The organism is Streptomyces sp. NPDC040589 (assembly GCF_055594445.1).
Genome location: NZ_JBVIWP010000001.1, coordinates 1372450 through 1386430, shown reverse-complemented (window position 1 = coordinate 1386430; position 13981 = coordinate 1372450). Strand labels below are relative to the sequence as shown.

The 13981-nt window shown below is 64.3% G+C and carries 17 protein-coding genes; 5 read left to right on the top strand and 12 right to left on the bottom strand.

Annotated features, from left to right (window positions below; all coding sequences use genetic code 11):
* Positions 1-29: 29 nt before the first annotated feature.
* The gene (locus tag ACZ58V_RS06405; protein ID WP_471288610.1) at positions 30-611 is read left to right on the top strand and encodes a hypothetical protein; all 582 of its coding nucleotides are present in this window, start codon (positions 30-32) and stop codon (positions 609-611) included.
* Positions 612-811: 200 nt separating this feature from the next.
* Here the strand turns inward: ACZ58V_RS06405 and ACZ58V_RS06400 are convergent, their stop codons facing one another.
* From ACZ58V_RS06400 to ACZ58V_RS06345, 12 genes are all read right to left on the bottom strand, one after another.
* Positions 812-1465, bottom strand: a complete 654-nt coding sequence (locus ACZ58V_RS06400; protein ID WP_471288609.1) for a hypothetical protein — start codon at positions 1463-1465, stop codon at positions 812-814.
* Positions 1462-2145, bottom strand: coding sequence for a hypothetical protein (locus tag ACZ58V_RS06395; RefSeq protein WP_471288608.1), 684 nt, complete (start codon positions 2143-2145; stop codon positions 1462-1464). The genes ACZ58V_RS06400 and ACZ58V_RS06395 overlap by 4 nt, the downstream gene beginning before the upstream one ends.
* Positions 2142-2489, bottom strand: coding sequence for a hypothetical protein (locus ACZ58V_RS06390; protein WP_471288607.1), 348 nt, complete (start codon positions 2487-2489; stop codon positions 2142-2144). The genes ACZ58V_RS06395 and ACZ58V_RS06390 overlap by 4 nt, the downstream gene beginning before the upstream one ends.
* 119 nt (positions 2490-2608) lie before the next feature.
* Positions 2609-3862: a putative T7SS-secreted protein gene (locus ACZ58V_RS06385; protein ID WP_471288606.1), complete on the bottom strand. Its 1254-nt coding sequence runs from the start codon at positions 3860-3862 to the stop codon at positions 2609-2611.
* Positions 3863-3913: 51 nt separating this feature from the next.
* Positions 3914-4228 carry a hypothetical protein gene (locus tag ACZ58V_RS06380; RefSeq protein ID WP_471288604.1) on the bottom strand — a complete coding sequence of 105 codons (315 nt, stop codon included), beginning with the start codon at positions 4226-4228 and terminating at the stop codon, positions 3914-3916.
* 277 nt (positions 4229-4505) lie between these two features.
* Positions 4506-5255 carry a hypothetical protein gene (locus ACZ58V_RS06375; protein WP_471288603.1) on the bottom strand — a complete coding sequence of 250 codons (750 nt, stop codon included), beginning with the start codon at positions 5253-5255 and terminating at the stop codon, positions 4506-4508.
* Between the two features lie 40 nt (positions 5256-5295).
* Entirely contained in the window at positions 5296-6210 is a 915-nt protein-coding gene (locus tag ACZ58V_RS06370) for a hypothetical protein (protein ID WP_471288601.1), read from the bottom strand.
* Between the two features lie 52 nt (positions 6211-6262).
* Positions 6263-7468 (bottom strand): enoyl-CoA hydratase/isomerase family protein, encoded by a 1206-nt coding sequence (locus ACZ58V_RS06365; RefSeq protein ID WP_471288599.1) that lies wholly within the window; start codon positions 7466-7468, stop codon positions 6263-6265.
* A 1-nt stretch (position 7469) separates the two neighbouring features.
* On the bottom strand, positions 7470-7769 hold the full coding sequence (locus tag ACZ58V_RS06360) for a hypothetical protein (protein WP_471288597.1): 300 nt from the start codon (positions 7767-7769) through the stop codon (positions 7470-7472).
* 665 nt (positions 7770-8434) lie between these two features.
* Complete coding sequence (locus ACZ58V_RS06355; RefSeq protein ID WP_471288596.1) at positions 8435-9523, bottom strand: hypothetical protein; 1089 nt, start codon at positions 9521-9523, stop codon at positions 8435-8437.
* Positions 9514-10182 (bottom strand): hypothetical protein, encoded by a 669-nt coding sequence (locus tag ACZ58V_RS06350; protein ID WP_471288593.1) that lies wholly within the window; start codon positions 10180-10182, stop codon positions 9514-9516. The genes ACZ58V_RS06355 and ACZ58V_RS06350 overlap by 10 nt, the downstream gene beginning before the upstream one ends.
* Before the next feature lie 556 nt (positions 10183-10738).
* The gene (locus ACZ58V_RS06345) at positions 10739-11035 is read right to left on the bottom strand and encodes a hypothetical protein (RefSeq protein WP_471288591.1); all 297 of its coding nucleotides are present in this window, start codon (positions 11033-11035) and stop codon (positions 10739-10741) included.
* 162 nt (positions 11036-11197) lie between these two features.
* Between ACZ58V_RS06345 and ACZ58V_RS06340 the strand changes: the two genes are divergently transcribed.
* The 4 genes from ACZ58V_RS06340 (at position 11198) to ACZ58V_RS06325 (ending at position 13979) form a co-directional block, all read left to right on the top strand.
* Positions 11198-11425, top strand: a complete 228-nt coding sequence (locus ACZ58V_RS06340) for a GntR family transcriptional regulator (RefSeq protein WP_033309133.1) — start codon at positions 11198-11200, stop codon at positions 11423-11425.
* Between the two features lie 195 nt (positions 11426-11620).
* Entirely contained in the window at positions 11621-12283 is a 663-nt protein-coding gene (locus ACZ58V_RS06335) for a hypothetical protein (RefSeq protein ID WP_471288589.1), read from the top strand.
* Entirely contained in the window at positions 12268-13341 is a 1074-nt protein-coding gene (locus tag ACZ58V_RS06330) for a hypothetical protein (protein ID WP_471288587.1), read from the top strand. Before ACZ58V_RS06335 ends, ACZ58V_RS06330 begins: the two co-directional genes overlap by 16 nt.
* 143 nt (positions 13342-13484) lie before the next feature.
* Positions 13485-13979 (top strand): hypothetical protein, encoded by a 495-nt coding sequence (locus ACZ58V_RS06325; RefSeq protein WP_468186566.1) that lies wholly within the window; start codon positions 13485-13487, stop codon positions 13977-13979.
* The last annotated feature ends 2 nt before the right edge of the window (positions 13980-13981 follow it).

Here is a 13981-nt window from a genome sequence, read left to right as displayed (position 1 = left end):
TGACGAGGGCTGCGCGAGGAAGGACCGGAATGGGGAAACAGGCCGGAGAAAGAGAAAGAAACACCGGGAATCGATTCCGGGCGCGGGACGGCTTCGGCCTTGCCGGGGTGATTCTCTTCCTGGTCGCCGCCATGGCCGTGCTCCTCCTGGTCATGGGCCTCTGGAAGCGCTTCGCACGCGAGACCGTACCCGCATTGGTGAGTCTGCCAGGTGGCTCCTGGACAGTGGGGGGAGCCCTCGGGCTGATCTCTGTCCTGGGGGTGTTCGGCGCACTGAGGGGCTCGGCCGCATCGCCGTCTGGTACACGGCTGACCCGTGTACTGCGGGCCGCTGGCACGGCAGCATGCTGCGCGGTGGCATTCGGTCCGTTCTTCTACCTCCTCGGCGCGTTCCCCGGCAAGAACTGCCGCTCGTATGAAACGAGTTGTTCCTACCTGCCAGGAACGGGCAGCGCATTCCTGGCATACGTCGTCAGCGCCGGCGCGGTGGGATGGTTCCTCTACCGCTGGGGCGGCGCGAGGGGCGAGGCGCGAGCGGCGCGGGAGCGGGAACGGCTGCGGAAGCTTCGGAAGAAGGGCAAGGGGAAGAGCCGGGCGGCGCGTGGGCGTTAGGAGGGCGGGGCGGTCTGATTCGAACGGACTTCCTCCGAGTTGAGGTCGCGCGCACTGCCTCTGTGCTGCGCCCCACCTTGGTGGCGAGGCCTAGTTCACTCTGGCACCTCTACCGTGCGGCGCATCACCCACGTCCTCACCGTCGCAAGACCCTGTGTGCAGGCCATTCGCGCCCTCCAACACGCATCAAGACACCTGGATCACGAGGAAACCCAGGTATCCGCTTCCTCATCCGGGCTAATCCGGATGGTGCGGGCGAATTCGTCGATGTCGTCGAGAGCCCGGAGGATCCTGCCGGCGTCGGGATCGGCCAGGATGATCAGGACGTCCGCGGCTTCCGTGCCCTTCTCGTAGCGCCAGGCGTATCGGAGGCCGACGTGCACTTCGTTGCTGTCCAAGTCCTGGTAGTAGCGCAGAACCCGCAAGCCGGTTCCAAGATGCGGAGAGTCGAAGTCATCGACGATGGGGGGCTCGACGGCGTAGCTCGCATCGGCGTGGGTCAGCTCACGCAGTGCCGTTTTCCGGTCTTCGCCCTCCTCGATCTCTACCAGGTCGACATACGCAGGAAGCGGGATCTCTCGCGGGTGCGGGAGATGGAGGAAGACCTCGAAGTCCGGAAAGGCTGCCGGGGCCCTGATGGCGTACATCAACAGAATGTTGGCCAGCAGGTCGACTTCGCCTGGTTCTGGCTTCTCTGAAGCGAAATCCTCCCAGAGACCCTCGGCGAAGTAGTGTGCCCACGCCTCCGGTGTTTGTGCCTCCTTGACGTTCTCAAGGCCCGGTTCCGGCCACATGAGCGGAATGCGGATCCAAGCGGACAGATCCATGGCGTGCTTAACGTTGAGCCAGCTCACTCATAACTCCATCTGAACGTGCCGACCACCGCGTCGAACAACTCGACCAGCACGCCGGTGAACTCACTGTCGACATCGCCGTTACCCGGTGTGGAGAAGTTGATGCTGATCCAGCGACCGGGATCGTCCGCCACGGGGAGCACATACTCGACCCGCCGCGTCGGCAGGGCAGTTTGCTGTACGGCTTCAGGGGCGGAACTCAGCTTTTTCTCGTCGGGGGTGGAGCGGTAGGCGCGGCGGAGCGCGGGTGCCCCTGCCACGTCAACCTTTGTCGCCGTTCCGCCGCGGACGTCCTCGTTGGCCAATTGATCGATCACTGCTTGTGGAGGAACCGCATGGCCCTGTCCGATCGGCATCTCCGCAACGATGAACGAGGCCATGAGGAAGATTCCGCCGCGCGGGAGCGCTGGAAGATAGAGGTCAAGTCCGCCGTTTCTCTTGGCTGCACGGGCCTGCTTCTCCAACTGGCGACGCATGTCCAGCCGGAAGCGCATCGCCTCGTCCCGGGGAATGCCCTCCGGGACTTGCCCCATGTGTGAGAAGAGGATCTTCTCTAGTGCTTCCTTAGTGCCCTCGCGCAGGGGAATGCGGACCCAGCCGGGTGGCAGGATGAGCTCGTAGCCGCGGGGAGCGGTCACCTCGACGGGGGGCGGCTGTTGCTCTAGATCGGACATGCTCATGCGCGGGCCTGCTTCTTGAGCTGTCGGTCGGCCACCAGGATCGTCAGGGAGGAGAGCACCGAAATCACGGCCAGCCAGCTGTAGCCGATGGCCGCGAATACGTTCGGGATCAAGAACAGGCAGGAAACGATCTTGATTGTTTGGGAGAAATTGGCACCCCTCCGCGGGTCGCGGATCAGCTCTCGATTCTTGATGAACAGGAGCAGCATCAAAACAGGTGCAGTCATCATCGGCCAAGCTGCGTAACCTTTGGTGAGCCAGTCCATCCCCCCGTACTCGCTTCCGAGGTCTTGGAAGGCGAAACAGAGGATCGGTGCCAAAGTAAACGCGGCAAGGAATTTCATGGCCCGGGATTCTTCCGGGCTTTTCGCCGGGACTGTTGCCACTATCTCCCACTCCAGAAAAGTCAGCTTCGAATCTTGCTGTGCCTTATTATCGCAGGTCGAACCTTACGTGCAATTTTTCACCAGCGACTCCCGACTTCGCGCGTCAGAACATCCTTGGCGTCTCCGTACGCGTCCCCGCCAAGCTTTTCCCCGGCCTTGTCTCCGAGGTCTACGAAGGTGGCTGCTCCATAGTTCAAGCGGAAATTTCTCACGGCCTTGTCGGTTGCGTCGGCCGCCTCCCGCACGCCGGCATTACCACTGAATTCGGCCCGCATCGCCTTGGCGAACTTGGATGCGCTAGCGACCTCCCCTTCGCCGCTCAGCAGGCGGTCCAGTCGGTTCGTCCCGGGCCGTGTTTCCTTGGCCCCGATCTGCCGCAGCGCATCCTTCGCGCGCACTGCTTTCGCGCCGCGGGCCGAGTCGGTGCCGTATCGCATGATGTTCTTGTTTAGCAGCTTGCGCAGATTCGCGTACCGCTGGAACCGTCCCGCCCTACTGGCGTTTTTCAGCGTCGTCGCTGCGGCCTTCACGCCCTTCATCGCGATGCTGCCGAATCCCAGCGTCGCCAGCGCGAAGACGTCCATGGCGACGTCCGTCCAGCTCCCGTCGCCGGAGAGGGCCAAGAGCGTGTGCCCGACACCGACGAGCGCTGTAAGACTGAGGGTGGTCACCGTGATAAGGGTCGCCACCCATCCGACCGGCGTGAAAAGGAGGGCAATAACCCCGATAATGGTCGCTGCCCAACTCAGGATTTCAACGACAGTTTTGATCGTATCGGCATGCTCGTGCACCCAGTCCTTGAAGTCCTCCCATTCACTGTCTTTGATGATGTCCGAAATGTCTTTGTCAATGTTCTCGGCGTAGTGCTGGGCGCGGGAGTCGCGCTCTGAGATGACCTGGTTGAGCTGCTTGTGGTAAGGCGCCAAGTGGCTGTTGGGATCGGACTCCTCCGAAGCCTTTTTGTCGCCGTCCTTGCCGTCCTTCTTGGCCTCGGCTTCCTTCTTCTTCACCTCGGCGGCGTGTTCCTCGTCGGCCTTCTTCGCGGCTCGGAGGACGCCGTCCGCCCGCTCCTGGAAACCCTCCAGGTCGTTGGCCCATTTACCGAGGTCGCCGACCACGCGTTCGTAGCGGCCCGCTGTCTCGCGGAAGCGTTTTTCGAGGTCGCCGGACTTTTCGCGAATCTTGTCGGCGTACTTACCCTGCAGCGCGTCGCCATCGGCGGCCTTACGCAGGATGCTAGCCTGGTCGCGGAGGGTCGAGGCAAGATCCTTCATTCTGCGGACCTCGTCACGGATGTCCTCCGGATCACCGGGGATCGGGTCCTTCTCCACCAGCGGATGCCAGTCGACCGGTCGGCGTCTTCCCTTACCCGTACCCATCGGTCAATTTCCCCCTTTCTGGCCGCGCTTCTTCTCGTTCGCTTTCTTGAGGTCGATGTCCAGCTTCTCGAAGCTCGTGAGCGCGGTCTCTACTTGCTTGCTCAAGTCCTTGACGTTTTCGAGGAGTTCACGCCGATAGTTGTCCCAGTTGCTGACGAATTGGTCCATCTTATCGGCGATACTCCGATGGCCCCAAATGTCATGGATGTCGGCGCGGTGCTTATCAATGCCATTGAGGGCTTTGTTGATATCCCGCAGATTTGTCTTCGAAGACTCCAGAAGCTGGTAGTCGACTACTAGGCGGTCGTGCTCCCCCATGGATCCCTCCGTTTGCACATCGTGGACAACGCACTCCCGTTGGGCTCAGCCCACCGGCACAGTCACCGCAAACGCCTCCCTGCTCCTCAGGGGCAGCAGCCCTCTGGGCCTTCCCTCGTGAAAGTGGAACATCTTTTCGTATGGTTATGCGGCAGACGTGATGGTAGCTGATGCGTATTCGTAGCCGGGCGGCCCTGCGGGTCGCCCGGTCGCCGCATCCGGGGGACAGTCGGTCGTGTTCTGGGTTTCGCGACCGCAGCGGGGGAGAGCCCGAGAGTCATGCCGTTCCGGGCAGGTCCTCCGTGGGCTCCTCATCCAGTGCCTCCACAGGGTCGACGAAGGAAACCGTCTCCAGGACGGCCGACATCAGACGGTAGATCTCAGACCAGTGGTCCATCGAGGCTGTGTAGAGCGTGAAGACCGCTGTGCACGGCCCTGTAGGGAAGGGCACATGAACCTGGATCTGACCCGTGAGGAGCTTCGTCGCCTCGCCGCTGGCGGACACTTCGGGGCCGAGGTCGTACTCGCGCAGGGTGATGCAGGACACCGCAGGGCCGCACGGCAGGTCGAGCCAGATCGCGTTGTTGAACGGGTCGCTGGAGAGAGTAGCGAGGATGCCCTGGGCGACGACGTCCGTGTCGGTGCCGGCCTGGTCCGTGGGTGCGATGGCGACGGTGAGCGCGCATTGGGCGATGCCCTCGGCAGGCTCGTGCCTGATCACCTGCCCCTCTGGGGCGTCGCTCTCCTCCACTGTGGAGAACAATCCCATCGCCGCGTAGGAGACGCCGGTATCCCCCATGAGTTCGGCTATGGCCGCGTAGTAGGGGGCAGCAGGCTCCCATATGTCCTCGTCGCCGCGGGAGTACAGCTCTCGTACGAAGGAGAGGGCTCGCTCGCTGCGTTCCTCCGGGGTGGCGGCCAGGGGCAGGGCGAAGAAGCCCTCGGGGGCGAGGAACCAGAGGGGTGGAACGTTCCCGTCAGCAGCACTGACGTGCTGGGCGTTCGTGGAGTCAGCTGCGGGGATCATGTGGTGTAGTGCGCCGTTCCAGGTGAGTGCGGAGCCAGGCTCAGGTCAGGAAGTCTTCTTGGTGATATTCCGTCAGGGGAAGTTCGGTTCCGTTCGCATCCATCACCGTGTTCAGCCCGGAGTGACCGAAGGAAGCGTGAACGGTGCTTGGAGCCAGGACTTCGATACGAAAGCAGCCGCACGGGTTCCGCTTGACCAGCGGCGTTCGGGCATCTGACGCCTGGGCCGCGGCGAACTTCTCGGCTGTGGTTCGCTGTGCCGGTGTGAGGGATGTCAGGGGGATGAATTCGGGAGGTTCGATCAGGTACCGAGTGAGCCTCTCCCGTTTGATGCTGCTCACTCTGATCCATGAACCGTCAGTGAATGCGATCTTCGCATCATTGCCGATCTTGAAGTCCCGCAGTTCGACCCTTTCGATGCTGGACCGCGGGGTTTCCCAGAGAAGCTCATCAGTGATGCGCTTCTCGTCCCCCCTGACGTAGGGGAAGCCGACGATCACGAGACGTCGGTCGGTGATGACGGCGTGCGTGCGGTACTGGTCCTGGGAGGAGCGGGCGGGGTCCAACTGCCAGGGCAGGGTGCGGGCGACGGTGCCCGGGGCAGCCCACATGACGGGGAAATCCTCTACCTCGTCGGCCCTGTCGAGAGAAGTGTCCGCGCCCTTGCCCGAACGGCCAGGGCCCACGCTGCCCGCCTGGGACGACAGGAGGCCCATCACAGCGACACCTACGGCCATGGCCGCGCCTTTCACGGTGTTTCGGCCGACGGTACTGCCTGCGGAGCGGGGTGTATAAGCGGGGGCTTTGGGCCAGCCCTCGAGTTCGTTCTGGATGTCGCGGCGCTCGGTGTCGCGAAACCATCGCATTCCCTTGACTTGCGTGGCTGCGCCCGTGGCGAAAGTCAGCGGAGCACGGGCGATGAGGGTCTCACCCGGTTCAGGCCACCAAACGCTCATATCCTCACAATTCCTTTCCCGGTCACCTGGGATGCGATGAAGACATCTCAGGTCAGTCGCCCGCTACGTGGCCGTATACCTTAGGAGCGATCTTGAGGCCGGCGTCGAGGGCTATTCCGCCTGCGCCGAACGGGTTGATGTTCACCCCCGGAATCAGGTTGGCTCCCTTGGAGCCGATCAGCTGACCTTGATGGTAGCCCGCGTAGGAGAGGCCTCCCATGCGAGACATCAGGCCGCTGCCGCCATGTGCGACCTCGAAGACCTCGTCGGACATGCCGCCGATCTTCACCAAGCCGGCCTTGCCGAATCCTCCGACAATGTCCGCGGACTCCTTGCCGAAGGACATCAGAACTCGCGAACTGCCGATTTTGGTGGCACTGAAGCCCTTGCCGAGCCTCTCCGCCGTCAAGGCGGCCTTGCCCGCGCCGACCACCTTGATTCCCTTGCCGAACATTCCGATGCCGGGCAGCAGCCCTACTGCGTCGAGGCCGATCTGAGCCCAACTCACGTCTGCGCCGGCCGCTTTGGCCACACCATGGGTTGCCAGGGTGAGGCCTGCGCCGATGAGCGCGGCGGTGCCGAAGATGGCCGCGAGGGGCGGGAAGGGGAGCGTGACGATGGCCAGCATGCCCAGCACGGCGGTGATGTCGCCGAGCACGTCGCCGATCGCCTTGATCAGGTCGGCGTGCTCCTTGAGCCAGTCGCCGGTGGCGTCCCAGGCGTCCGCGATGCCCGTACCCAGCTTTTCCCAGAAGCCCGGCTCGTCGGGGGCGATGTCCGCGGCCTTGTCCAGCTCCTTGCTGATCTTCGCGGCGGCCTGCTTGTAGCGGTCCTCGAGCTCGTGGACCTTCTGGATGAGGCCGGTGACGTCGCCGGAGGCCTTGCCGTACTCGTCGGTGCCCTCCTTGGCCTCGGCCTTGGCGTCGAGCTTCTCCCCGGCCTTCTTTTCCAGGCGGTCCGTCTCGTCCTGGAAGTCCTGGAGCTCGTTGGACCAGCGGTGCAGTGCGCGCGATGCCTTGTCGAAGGACTCGTGGCTCTTGCGGATCAGCGGCGTGACGTCCTGGCCGATGTACTCGGTGAAGGCGATGGCGGTCTTGCCCTTCCAGGCGCCGCACTCGATGCGCTCCAACTCGCGTACCGCGGTTCCCAGTTCGCCTGCAAGCTTGCCCAGCCGTTTGGCGAGTTCCCGGGTGTCTTCCACGCTTCCGGGGGTGGGGTCCCAGCCGATGTTGGGCGGGACGGTGCGCTGACCAGCCACGCTACTTGCCCTTCTTCTTGGCCTTGAGTGACTGAGCCAGCTCCAGGTCAAGGCCGTCGAACGTCTCGCCGATCTTGTTGATCATCTTCACCGCGCCGTGGGTGTGCTTGCCGAGCTGCTTGATGCCATAGCCCCAGTCGTCGGCGAAGTCCTGCACGTCCTCGACGAGTTGGCTCTCGCCGACGGCTGAGGAGTCCGCGCCTCGCAGGTCGCGGCGGGCGTCTTCCATGCGGTCGCTGATGGAGGAGAAGGTCTTCTTCAAGTGCTCGAATATGGTGTCTTCGAGACGCAGATCGCTCATCTTGAATTTCAGTCTCTGTGAGTTTGTGGCGGCCTGCGGAGGGGCGGGCCGCGCCTGTGCCGGATCAGCGGCCGGCGGCCGTGACGTCCTGGGTGATGAGGCCGGCGTCGCGACCGTGGGTGCCGTGGGGGCCGGGGTGTGGGCCGTCACGGACTACGCGAGGTGGACACGGCAGCGTGCACAGCGGAAGGCGGCGCTTCAAGTGACTCCCCCGAGACGCGAGAATGGTCTGCCAGCTATGTCGACGGTATCTGCTGGGTTCCGCGATTCGCCAGCGCGAACTTCTCGGTGCGGGTGGGGGATTCCTGTGCGTGAGGGCGGTATTGCGGGGGTCCGTCTATCGGCGCGGTCTTCCCGATAGGCAGAGCCAGTGAAGGTTCGCCGCATCAGGTAGCCGCTATCGCGACCAGGTCTTCACCAAGTTTGCACGATCGCAATACGTTTGCTCGGTGTCTGGGGTGGTGAATGCCCCGCGCGGACGACCTGGACGGTCCGGCGTAGGCCGTAGGAGGGCGTGGCCGGTGACGATTGCGCCTGAGGTGGCCTCATGGAGGGGCAGGTGGCGAGCTTCGGTTCGGTACGCCCTCGGCAGGGTCGCCGGCCCGACCGCCGGCGAGGAGACCGGCCGGCTCGAAGGCCAGTCTCCAGGGATGCGCGGACTCCCGTCACCGGTTGACGGACTGGATCTCCTGGACGGTGATGTCCTGGTCGTTGCCGAAGGTGCCGTTCGGGAGGTCGTCGCCGGCGCCGCCGGTGCCGGTCCAGGTGATCTCCCAGGTGATGGTGGCCTGGAGCTTGTACGTGCCGTTGCCGGAGGAGCGGAGGTACTTGATTCCGCACGGCGGTGTCTCGTTGGCCTTGCCCTTGGCGTAGGGCTCGCCGATGGAGTCGTCGGCGTTGATGGTGCACTCGCCGGAGGTCGGGTAGGTCTCGGCGTCCTCGGTGCCGGGTTCCAGCTTGAGGGAGACCGGTTTGGCGGTGGTGGTGGCCTGGATGTTGAAGCCGGGGGCGTTGAGGGCCGCCGTGGCCTGGACCTCGTCGAAGACTGCCTTGTCGAGCCAGGCCCAGGTCGGCAGGTTCACCTTGGTGTTGGCCTGGGGGGCGAGGGTGACCTCGGTGTCGGGAAGCTCCATGTGCTGGTAGGCGAGGGCGGCGAGGATCTCCGGGGTGATGGCCTCTTCGTACTGGGGCGGCGGGGCATCGCCGTTCTCGACCCAGAACGGGAGGTCCGTGCACGAGGTCCGCTTGAGGTAGTCCGGCTCGTTGGGGTTCTCGACGCCGGCCCAGAACATTCCCTTGCCGTCGTTCTCGACGTTGTAGTCCTTGTAGCCGGGTTTCCCGGGGATGTCGAACCCGTCCTCGTAGTGGCGCTTGGTCTCGCCGAGCGCCGCGCCCGCGGTCCCGCCCATTCCAGGCGTGTTCAGCTGGCCCTCGATGTGCTTGGACATCTCCTTCTTGAAGTCCTTGGCGCCGAGGTAGGGGGCGTACCAGCAGGGAGGGGGTGTCCAGTTGACGTCCGTGGACGTCACGTTTCCGGTGCCGCCGCCCTTCGCGACGGATCCGGAGTACTGGATTCGGGCGGCGGCGTAGACGCCAGTTTCGTCCGTACCGCCCTCCTGCGCCTCGCGTCCCTTGTCGTAATCCACCGGTTCCGCCACGGCGTTCGGTGCGGTGATGACGAGCGTACTGACAGCAAGGGCCAGTGCGGCAGTGGTGGTGCCAAAGCCTGTAGGCCGTGACCTGTTCACTGGCACTTCTCCGCAGCTGTCTCGACGAACACCTTGGATGCCTGCCACAGGCCGTTGCCCGTAGGGAACTTGACCATGACGATCCTGTAGTAGCCGAAGTCCTTGGGGCTCGGGTCAGTCTTCAAGACCTTCCCCGTCTTGACCTCTTTGCCGTAGAACTTGCTGGTGTCGGCGCAGAACGCGACCTCTACGGATTTGCCGTTCGGGGCAGACCGTGTGGTGGCATCGAAGTGGCGGCGGGTTCCGTAAGCCGTCCAGCCACCCTTGATCCATTCGTTGATCTGCACCTGCGCGTAGTGCAAGCCGCCGCCGGTGCTGTAGGCCGTCACCGCCGCGTCCTTCGTGGTGCGCTTGTCGACGCCGCGATAGATGGCGCGGAGGAAGTTCGCGGCGTCATCCATCGCGGCCGCCTCGTTCTTGTCCTTCGGCTTGTCCCAGTCGAAGACCAGGTTCATGTCCTTAGGGACAGACACGTCCACGCCGTCCGGGTTGTTCCCCGTCGACGCTGAGGGCGATGCCGACTCTTTCGGCGTCTCCGCTGCCTGGTCGGCGCCGGCGATCTTGTCGTTGTCGCTGGGCTTGTCGTCCCCGCTACCGCAGGCTGTCAACAGCAGTGCTGCCGTTGCGGCCAGCGCGGCAGCAACGGGCAAAGGGCGGCGCTTCACAGTGACTCCCCGTGAGAAAGAAGTTCAGTCAAGGGCACCGACGGTATCGGTGAGGTTCCCGGTATCACCAGAGCGAACTTCCGCGAGAACAGGGGCAATCCGGGGTGTATGGGGACCAGGGGAGGCTGGTTGTGTCCTGATCGTGCCCAAACAGAAGGTGACCCCGGAGGGCGCTGCGTGCGACGTCCGGGGTCATCGTGCTCGGGCGTCTCGATTCGCTAGTGCGGTGTCTTGCACCTCAAGCAAGCGCATGGAGGGAACGCCGACATGACAGGAACCGGGTCGGTGTGTTCGCCAGCCAGGATCTCGACCTCGCCCCGATCGTCGGTCACTGTGCCCGCTACGTCGATCTTGTAGACGCGGAGGGTGAGACGAGAGCGGCGATGGGTCGGGGGCGGGATTTCGAGGGGGTCTGTTGGGGGTGGGTAGTGGGTGGCGCAGTCCGGGCAGGCGTACACGTTGAAGCCGGGGCCTGTCGGGGTGTGCACCTGATGGACAAGTACGGGTGCGTCCGTATCGCGATCACAGCGGGCGCACATGCGGAGGGCCGGGCGGGTCATCGGGTGACCGCAGGGACGCGCACGCCGTGGTTCGCCCCCACGTCGATGCCGACGGTGGCCAGGCGGAAGGCTCGGCGGCGTTCGCGTTGGCGGCGGTGTTCGGTGGGGTCCAGGACGTAGGGGCGTACGAGTCGGGAGGCGTTGCCGTCGAGGAGTTCGGTGAAGCGGGGAGGTGGCGGTGGGGTGGGGTTGAACCGAAGGGGTGGCATGGTGCCGAGGCGGTGACGACCTCGGGGGTGTGGGGTGCACAGGCTCAGTGCCCAGGTGAGGGTGTGGACGATAAGGTCCAGCATGTCGACGCTCCTTGTCAGCGTTGGCCACGCCCCGGGACGGTCACCATCCGTCGCCGGGGCTTGTCATGAGAAACCGTAGGGCTGCATGTATGTACCTGTCTACCCATATGGGCTCAGAGGAGCTTCTATGACTCCATGGAGGGTCGTACGTACAGTTCGCTGATGTTCGAATTTGACCCCACCAGGCCAAAGTGGCAGCAGATCGCCGAGGTGGTTCGGCAGCGCATCGCCAGTGGCGAGTACCCGGTACGAGGCTTGATCTCCGAGGTGAAACTGGAGCAGGAGTTCGGAGTTGCTCGCGAGACTGTTCGTAAGGCCACAGCGGCTTTGCGTGAAGAAGGGCTGATCGTCACCACTCGCGGCATGGGCTCTTTCGTTGCGGAGCGCTGAGCGAGTCAGCTGATGCCCTGGGGGTTGCAGCCGTGAGCCTCGCCTTGGCGCACATGCGTGCAACGAGTGCCCATGAAGAGTGGGCGGCAGATGGCGTGCGGACGCATCAGCCCCTAGGGGCGCTTGGAGTGCCGTCCGCCTCACATGGGATCATCCGGTGTCACGCCGACCATCTACCTCTGAGGGACGAGCGCCATGCTGACCACGCGTCGGAGGGTGGCTGCGGCCTGCCTCCTTGCTGCTGTCACCTTCTCTGCGGCTGGTTGCAGCAGCGATTCGGACGACGGATCGAGCAGCGACAAGATCGTGGGAGCCGGTGAGGGGGATTCGGGGTCGCCGACGCCGTCCGTCTCCGCGTCGGCTGAGAAGGACGCACCGAGCTTCGACTTTCCGTCGGACATCAAGGCGACTGTCGAGAACAACCCGACCGGGGATGCCACGAAGGACGCAATCCTGCGTGACGTGGCGTACTCGGCTCAGGCACGCCTTGAGGCTTTCGGCAAGGGGAACGGCCAGACGGCGAACATGAATCGCTACTTTTCGGCGTCCGCCCTCACCTATTGGGCTGACCGGGTCGCGACGGTCAAGAAGGACGGGCTCACAGTCAGCGGTGACTACCGGTACTTCGGCTTCGAGGTCACGGACGTGGCGAACGGCAAGACCGCAGCGGTCCGTTACTGCGAGGACCAGAGCAAGGGGTACAGCAAGGAGATCAGCACGGACAAGGTGCTCCGTACCCAACCGAGCGAAAAGGACTTCATCCTGTACACGCTCCAGGCCGCGCAGGACTCGCGTGGTGACTGGCAGGTGCAGAAGCAGAGCTGGAAGAAGGGCGACGCGTCGTGCGTCCAGAGGTGAAGGGTCGATCTGCTCTTCCGGGCCGTCGTTCGGCCGCCGCTGTTGCGGGTCTGCTCGTTGTTCTGAGCGTCGGCTGTCCGGCGTACGCAGGCGATATACAGGTTGGCAGTGACGAAAGCAGCACTGAGACCAACCAGCCGGATGCCGGTTCCGGCACGGAAGCGGGTGCCGAATCAGGCAGCGGCTCCATCGGAGCCCACATCCGCATCAATCAGAGCACCCCCGCCTCCGACAGCTCCACCGCATCTGCTACCTCCTCGGACGCCAACTGGAAACCCCCGGTGTGCTGGTACGAGCCCATGTACACGCCGGAGGAGTACGAGAAGTTCATCAAGGGCGCGTACGGCGGGGCTCCGAAAGGCAGCCCGGCGGAGGATTACGAGAAGAAGCGGGACAAGGAGAAGTACCACAAGGGTGACAAGGGCCTGTGGTGGCAGGTGCAGTTCCGGGATGACACGTACAGCGAGGCCTGTCCCGTCACCACGGACAACTGGGAGATCTGGGTTCCTCCTGCCGACCCGCAGCCGGACCCCAACAAGGTGACTCCCGAGGTTCTCTCCGAACTGGCCTTCAATGCGACCAAGTTGCCCGCACCGCCCGTGGAGCTGAAGCCCCGCGCGGACCGCCTGCTCGTGAACCTCGGTACCCGGGTCGCGTTCAAGGGCGATCTCGACCGCGTCTGGACGACCGCCAGCATCAACTACAAGGGAGTGCAGCTCGCCGCGACGACCGTCGCCACTCCTGTTGCGCTGAAGGTCGACGCCGGTACCGCTGATGCCGATCCGCAGAGCTGTACCTATGACCTGGTCAAGGGCAAGGGCGGATACACCGCCGACAGTGAGGAAGGTGCCGACTGCAATGTCACGTACCTCCGTTCGTCAGGCAGTGGCACCTACCCCTTCAAGGCGTCCATCACCTGGAAGGTGACGTGGACCGACTCGGCCGACCCGGATGGTCCGCCGCAGCAGCCGGGGCTGCCGGACGGGTTGTCGACGTTCGAGCAGGACGTGACCGTCAAGGAGGCCCAGGCCGTGAACCGCACGAGTGGCGGAGAATGACTGAGGCCGGGAGCGGCAGTCCAGAAGCCTGGTGGCGAACCGACCTGGCCCGGTGGTCGGCGTTCAGCCTCCTGTGTGCCGGCGGCTCGCTGGGGCTCGCCTGGCTCGGGCCTGTCGTGCCGTTGTGGAGGCCCGTTCGTGGGGTGGCCCTGCTCCTCTCCTGGATCGTGCTGCCGCTTGCAACGGTTCTCGTGCCGCTGCTGATGTTGCGGAGGGTTCCGCGCAAGCAGCGGAAAATGGCCTGGCAGCTCGTCGTTCCCGTCGTAGCGGGGGTGGCACTGGGTGTGTTCGGGAACGGGTCCGGTGATCAGGTTGCCCTGGCTGTGCGGGGCGAGTGGGCGGACGTCGTGGTCGTGAGTAAGGACAGCGCCAAGACCAACCACTGTGACCTGCGCACGGTCGGCGGCCGTGAGATCTCTCCCTCGCTCTCGGAAGGCGAAGGGTGCAGGGACTGGGTGGAAGCGGGCGGCAAACTGCGTGTCCGGTACGACCCCGCGGGCGTTGCCAGTCCGACCAGCGATGTGGAGCAGAGCTCGAACGCCGGGTTCCTCGCGGCGCTCTTCGTCCTGGCCGTCGTGATGGGCACCTGGGGTGGTGTGCGGCAGAGCCGGTGGGACAAGGAGTACGGCCCGGTGTGAGT